At 64.4% G+C, this 6,588-nt stretch carries 5 protein-coding genes; 2 read left to right on the top strand and 3 right to left on the bottom strand.

From position 1 onward, the window contains the following. Positions 1 to 46 precede the first annotated feature (46 nt). Positions 47 to 1,414 (bottom strand): bifunctional UDP-N-acetylglucosamine diphosphorylase/glucosamine-1-phosphate N-acetyltransferase GlmU, encoded by a 1,368-nt coding sequence (gene glmU, locus PI87_RS27430; RefSeq protein WP_039600908.1) that lies wholly within the window; start codon positions 1,412 to 1,414, stop codon positions 47 to 49. 306 nt (positions 1,415 to 1,720) lie between these two features. Between glmU and PI87_RS27435 the strand changes: the two genes are divergently transcribed. Further along, positions 1,721 to 2,548 (top strand): DUF6279 family lipoprotein, encoded by an 828-nt coding sequence (locus PI87_RS27435; RefSeq protein WP_232314110.1) that lies wholly within the window; start codon positions 1,721 to 1,723, stop codon positions 2,546 to 2,548. 9 nt (positions 2,549 to 2,557) lie between these two features. Here PI87_RS27435 and ttcA read toward each other — a convergent pair whose 3' ends face one another. Continuing rightward, complete coding sequence (ttcA, locus tag PI87_RS27440) at positions 2,558 to 3,493, bottom strand: tRNA 2-thiocytidine(32) synthetase TtcA (RefSeq protein WP_039600909.1); 936 nt, start codon at positions 3,491 to 3,493, stop codon at positions 2,558 to 2,560. A gap of 166 nt (positions 3,494 to 3,659) precedes the next feature. Here ttcA and panE point away from each other — a divergent pair, with 166 nt between their 5' ends. Next, on the top strand, positions 3,660 to 4,613 hold the full coding sequence (gene panE, locus PI87_RS27445; RefSeq protein ID WP_039600910.1) for a 2-dehydropantoate 2-reductase: 954 nt from the start codon (positions 3,660 to 3,662) through the stop codon (positions 4,611 to 4,613). A gap of 294 nt (positions 4,614 to 4,907) precedes the next feature. Here panE and PI87_RS27450 read toward each other — a convergent pair whose 3' ends face one another. Beyond that, on the bottom strand, positions 4,908 to 6,326 hold the full coding sequence (locus PI87_RS27450) for an efflux transporter outer membrane subunit (protein WP_157003272.1): 1,419 nt from the start codon (positions 6,324 to 6,326) through the stop codon (positions 4,908 to 4,910). Between the last annotated feature and the right edge of the window lie 262 nt (positions 6,327 to 6,588).

Here is a 6,588-nt window from a genome sequence, read left to right on the forward strand (position 1 = left end):
TCGTGCGCCGCAGCGGCATCCGCTGTTCGGCGCAGGAGTAAACCTGTCAGGCGTCCTTCTTCTGCTTGACGGGGCGTTGCCATGCATCAATGGTGACTTGACGCGCACGCGAGACCGTCAACTTGCCCTCCGGCGCGTCCTTGGTCAGCGTGGTGCCAGCACCCAGCGTGGCACCCTTGCCTACGCGCACCGGCGCAACGAGCTGTGTGTCGGAGCCGATGAAGGCGTCATCTTCAATGATGGTGCGGAACTTGTTCGCTCCATCGTAGTTGCAGGTGATCGTGCCCGCACCAATGTTCACGCGCGAGCCCACCGTGGCATCGCCCACATAGGCGAGGTGGTTGGCCTTGCTGTGCGCGGCCACCTGGCTGTTCTTGACCTCGACAAAGTTGCCGATGTGCACGTCTTCGGCCAACTCGGTGCCCGGGCGCAGGCGCGCGTACGGCCCGATGCGCGAGTCGGCGCCAACCTTGGCTTGCTCGATGTGGCAGAACGGCAGGATCTCGGCGCCGGCGTCGATGGTCGCGTTGCGGATCACTGCGTTGGCGCCGATGTGCACACCGTCGCCCAGCGTGACGTTACCTTCAAAGATGCAGTTGACGTCGATCACCACGTCGCGGCCACACGTGAGCTTGCCGCGGACGTCGATGCGCGCCGGGTCAATCAGCGTCACGCCGTCTTCCAGCAGCTGCTGCGCGAGGTTGCGCTGGTGAATGCGCTCCAGCTCGGCCAACTGCACCTTGCTGTTCACGCCCAGCGTTTCCCACTCGGCCAGCGGGTGTGCGGAGGTGATGGGCACGCCTTCGGTGGCGGCGCGCTCGATCACGTCGGTCAGGTAGTACTCGCCCTGCGCGTTGTTGTTGGACAGCGTGGCTAGCCACGTCTTGAGCTTGGCCGTCGGGCAAACCAGGATGCCGGTATTCACCTCGTGAATGGCAAGCTGCGTTTCGTTGGCGTCCTTCTGCTCGACGATGCGGGTAATGCGGCCGGCGGCGTCACGGACGATGCGGCCGTAGCCGGTCGGGTCATCCAGGTGCACGGTCAGCACGCCCAGGTGGTCGTGGCCGGCGGCGCCAACCAGCGCGCCCAGCGTTTCAGCACGGGTGAGCGGCACGTCGCCGTAGAGCACCAGGGTGGGTACGCTCTCATCCAGCTGATCGACTGCCTGCATGACGGCGTGGCCGGTGCCAAGCTGCTGCTCCTGCGTCGCGAAGATGACATCGGGCGCACCGACCATCTCACGCACGCGCTCACCTCCGTGGCCCACCACCACGACCAGGCGTGCCGGCGACATGGACCGCGCGGTTTCGATCACGTGTGCCAGCAGCGGTTTGCCGGCCAGCGGGTGCAGCACTTTGGGCAGGGCGGAACGCATGCGTTTGCCCATGCCGGCGGCAAGGATGACGATATTCACAAGGAGGTTCCTAGAGTGACTCGAAGCGATAGCCTGCGGCGGATGTCCGAGCACACCAATGGCCACCCGGAACCTGCTGCCCGCCACCTCCCCTCAAGTTGGCTGGACCGCCTGCAAACCCTTCTATGGGGCGCATTTGCGGCGTATAAGACACAGATGAAAAATTTTAGCATGGGGCCTACCCCCCAGCTGAACCCGTCAAATGGTCGAATTGTTGCAATTGCGCCATTGCCAGGCCGGCTAGGCCGCTGGTTGGTCGTGCTGGCGGCGGTCATCTCGTTGGCGTGCCTGCAGGCCTGCAGCACCATGAAAGTGGGCTACAGCCAGGGGGCTCGCCTGACCTATTGGTGGATCGACGGCCAGTTCGACCTGCAGGACGCCCAGGCCGGCCCCACACGCGAGGCCATCACGCGCTTCTTTGCCTGGCACCGGCAAGACCAGTTGCCGCGCGTAGCGGCGCTGTTGCAACGTGCACAAGGCGAACTGCAGCAGCCAGCCACAGCGCAGCAGATGCGCGCCTACCAAGACGCCTTCCAGCAATTCGGGCGCGCCGCCTTTGACCAGGCCAAGCCCGACATCGCCCGTCTGCTGCTGAGCACCACGCCCGCCCAGCTCGCGCATGTGCAAAAGAAACAGGCAGAAAGCAACGAGAAATACCAGCGCCGCTATCTGGGCGACGACGCCGACGAGCGCCTGCGCGCCCGCCTCAAAAAGGTGATGGAGGATGCGCGGCTTATGTACGGCAGCTTCTCAACCGAACAGGAGGAGGCCATCCGCACGGCCATCACCCCGATGGTGGACAGCACCCCAGCCCGGTATGACGAGCGCATCGCGCGGCAGCGGGCGTGGCTGGCGCTGATTGCCCGCGTGCAGCAGGAGCGCCCCGATGAAGCGACGGTCGTGCAATGGCTCACCGCCTATGCCGACCAGTGGCGGCAGGCACCGGGCGAGCGTGGCACGCAGCAGCGCCTGCGCCGCGAAGCCGATACCGCCATGCTTGTCACCATCGCCAACCTGACCACGCTGCGCCAGAAACAGCATGCGCGCGAGCGCCTGCAGGGGTGGATCAACGACGTACGCGACCTGATGCGCGAGGGCGAGGCCAGTAGCAGCCCCCAAGCGCAGAACAACTGAGCGCTGCGATCAGCTCGCGGCAGCTTCGCCTGCGGCCGCTGCGTCGGCGGGCTTGCGCTCAAAGCGCACGAATTCGATGCGATCGTCATGCGAGCCGGCAAACACCAGCGGCGCCTGGTCGTAAGACGTCTGCCCGAACAGCGAGTCCTCGCCGATCTTCGCCAGGCCGGTGGAGAGGCCGTTGAAATCGAACAGGTCCGTATCGGCCAAGTGCGACGGCACCACGTTCTGCAGCGACGCGAAGATGTTGTCGATACGGCCCGGCGTCTGGCGCTCCCACTCCAGCAGCATCTCCTTGACCTTCTTGCGCTGCAGGTTTTCCTGCGAGCCGCACAGGTTGCACGGGATGATCGGGAATTCCATGGCACGGGCGTAGGAGGCGATGTCCTTCTCTGCGCAATACGCCAGTGGGCGGATGACAATGTGGTCGCCGTTGTCGGTGGCGAGCTTGGGCGGCATCGCCTTCATCTTGCCGCCGAAGAACATGTTCAGGAAGAACGTGTTGACGATGTCGTCGCGGTGGTGGCCCAGCGCGATCTTGTTGGCGCCCAGCTCCTTGGCGGTGCGGTAGATCACGCCCCGGCGCAGGCGCGAGCACAGCGAGCACGTGGTCTTGCCCTCGGGCACCTTCTCCTTGACGATCGAATACGTGTCCGCCTCGACGATCACGTATTCCACCCCCGTCTTCTTCAGGTAGTTGGGCAGCACGTCTTCCGGAAAGCCCGGCTGCTTCTGATCGAGGTTCATGGCGATCAGCTTGAAATTGACGGGCGCGCGCTTCTGCAGCGCCATCAGGATCGACAGCATCGTGTACGAGTCCTTGCCGCCGGACAGGCACACGAGGATGGTGTCGCCGTCCTCGATCATCTTGAAGTCGCCGATGGCGCGACCGACCGCCGATTGCAGGCGGGTTTCGAGGCGGTGGAAATTATTGGAAAACGTCATGGCATGCTGACCCCGCCAGCGCTGAATAATGGCCGAACGGGCGTCAAATCGTGAGGAAAATCAGTATTTTAGCGTGCCCTGACGCTGCGCGGGCACACCGTCTGCAGGCTTGGACGAACCGGCCTAGAATCGTTTGCTTCATCCCCTGCCCAATATGGAGACAGCAATGCGGATTCTGGTACTCGGCGCCGGCGGCACCGGCGGCTATTTCGGCGGACGACTCGCCCAGGCTGGCGCAGATGTGACCTTTCTGGTCCGCTCGGCCCGTGCGGAGCGTTTGCGCGCACACGGCCTGGTGATCCGCAGCCCGGCGGGTGATGCGCAGTTGCCTGTGCAGATCATCACCGCCAGCGAAGCCGCAGCCTGGGGCCATGCCGATCTCGTATTGCTGAGCTGCAAGGCGTATGACCTGGACGACGCGATCACCGCGATCCGCCCTGTGGTGGGCGAGCGCACCATCGTGCTGCCGGTGCTCAACGGGCTGGCGCACCTGGAACGGCTCGATGCAGCCTTTGGTGAGTCGCGCGTGCTGGGTGGCCTGTGCCATATCAGCGCAACCACCGCGCCCGACGGTGCCGTGCTGCACCTGAGCATCGGGCAAGGTCCGGCTGTGCACTCCATCACCTTTGGCGAGCGCACGCCGCATGCCCCGCGTGAACGCACCGAGGCCATTCGCAACGTGTTCGCCACGGCCAGCTTTGACACGGTGCTGGCCGACAACGTGATGCAGGACATGTGGGAGAAGTTTGTCTTCCTCACCTCGCTGGCGTCGATGACGTGCCTGATGCGCGCCACCGTGGGCGAGATTGTTGCGACGGACGAGGGGCGTGCGCTGAATGAGGCGATGTTTGCGGCGTGCCAGGCGGTGTCTGCGGCATCGGGGTATCCGATCCGGACACAGGCGCGTGAGCGCGGCCAGAATGTGCTGACGCAGGCGGGCTCAACGCTGACGGCGTCGATGCTGCGTGATCTGGAAAACGGGGGGCGTGTGGAAGCAGATCACATCGTTGGCGACATGCTGCAGCGAGGGCGCAAGCTGGGGGTGGATGTGGCGTTGCTGCGGGTGGCGTATGCGCATTTGCAGGCGTATCAGCAGCGGTTGTTGCGGCCTGCGGCCTGAACGACTGGTTGGGGGGATTCGCCGTCAGCCTTTGTTGGTGGTCCATCCCCTGTTTCATCCCCTGCCGGGGCTGACTCACTTTCTTTGTCTTGCCAAAGAAAGTAAGCAAAGAAAGGCGCGCCCGAGATGGCGAAAGACTCCTTGAATTTCTGTCGCAGGGAGGGGAAGGGAAAAACTCGCTTCGCTCAAACAGTTTCCCTTCCTTTTTCCTCCCTGCAACAGAAATTCAAGGCGCCATCTAGGGCAAGAACGGCCAAACCGTCTGGGCGCGTGTGTTCTCGTCTTGATTCGCGCTTACTGCCAGCCACCGCCCAGGGCCTGCATCAGCGCGGCGGAATCCAGCAGGCGGTCGGCGCGGCTCTGTACCTGTTGCAGCGTTGCTTGGTCGACTTGACGCTGTGCATCGAGCAATGTGAGCGTGCTGATGCCGCCGGCGGCGTGGCGGGCTTCGGCAGCGCGCAAAGTCTGCTGCGCTTGATCGGTTGCCAGCGCGCGTGCCTGTAGCGCTTGCGCGTCGTTGTGCACGGCGTGCAGTGCGTCGGCCACTTCCTGCAAGCCTTGCAACACGGTCTGTTTGTAGGCGGCGCCGGCTGCATCGTATGCGGCTTCGGCATCGCGCTTTTTGGCGCGCAGCGTGCCGCCGTGGAAGATCGGCTGCGTTAGTCCAGCGCCAAGGTTCCAGATGCTGGAGCCAGCGCCGAGCACGTTGCGGAAACCCGTCGTCTCAGAACCCAGCCCCGCTGACAACGTAATGCGCGGGAACAGGTTGGCCGTGGCAACGCCCACGTTGGCGCTGGCTTCGTGCCACATCGCCTCGGCCGCGCGAATGTCGGGACGGCGTTGCGCCAGCGTGGACGGTAGTGACATCGGTAGCGGATCAGGCAAGTGCAGCGCATCGAGCGTGGGCAGGTCCGGCAGCCCCGCACCGGGCTCACGACCCATCAGCACCGACAGCCGATGTCGCATCTGCGCGGCCTGCTGGGCGAGCGGCGGCAATGTGGCCTCGGTCTGCGCCACCAGCGTGCGTTGCGAGAATGCGTCGACCTTGGCCACGCCCCCGACGCTCAACCGACGCTCGGTGATATCGAGCTGCTTGCGCTGCTCCGCCACTAGCCGCTGCGTGGTCGCGATCTGCGTGCCGAGCAAGGCGATGCGCACCACCGACGTCACCACATTGCCCGCCAGCGACAGGCGTGCTGCCTCCAGCTCATAGCGCTGCGTATCGACCTGCGCGCGCGAGGCCTCCAGCGCCCGGCGCACACCGCCAAAAATATCCAACGCATACGACACCGACAGCGACGCCGAATACAACGTGAACGGCCCCGGCTTGGGCGTGTTGAAGCCGAACGCTTCCGGGTTGATCTGCTGGCGCACAGCGGAGACCGTGCCATCCACGGTCGGGAGCGCATAGCCGAACTGCGCTTCGGCTTCAGCCTGTGCCTGGCGCAAGCGCGCCTCGGCCTGCGCAACGGTGGGACTGGCGCGCAGCGCTTCATCTACCAGCGCGTCGAGTGCGGGCGACTGGAACAAATGCCACCAATCGGCCGGTACGTTTGCTTCGGCCAGATGCTGCGCTTCGCCACCCGGTACCGGAGCGGATACGGTTTGTGCCGGCAGCGGTTGCGCGGAGTAGCCAACCGCAGCGGGCGCGGGCGGCGTTTTGAAATCCGGCCCGACGGCACAACCGCTGGTTACCAATGCGGCAACAAGCACAGCACCAAGAACCCGCTCACGGCCCACCAAAGCCCGCCCGAACGCCAACACATGCCCCCAGATGGTTTGGCCATACCCTGCCCTAGATGGCGCCTTGAATTTTTGTAAGCGGGCGGAAACAAGACGGGGAACTGTCTGAGCGAAGCGAGTTTTCCCCGTCTCCGCACGGTTACAAAAATTCAAGGGGAAGTCGCCATCTCGGGCGCGCCTTTCTTTGCTTACTTTCTTTGGCAAGACAAAGAAAGTAAGTCGGCCCCGGCAG

Origin of the sequence: Ralstonia sp. A12, assembly GCF_000801955.1 — a bacterium.
Classification (GTDB): Bacteria; Pseudomonadota; Gammaproteobacteria; order Burkholderiales; family Burkholderiaceae; genus Ralstonia.

Excerpts from the sequence above, each read along its gene's own strand:
- panE (WP_039600910.1), top strand. The coding sequence starts at position 3,660 with ATGCGGATTCTGGTACTCGGCGCCGGCGGCACCGGCGGCTATTTCGGC.
- ttcA (WP_039600909.1), bottom strand. The coding sequence starts at position 3,493 with ATGACGTTTTCCAATAATTTCCACCGCCTCGAAACCCGCCTGCAATCG.
- PI87_RS27435 (WP_232314110.1), top strand. The coding sequence starts at position 1,721 with ATGAAAGTGGGCTACAGCCAGGGGGCTCGCCTGACCTATTGGTGGATC.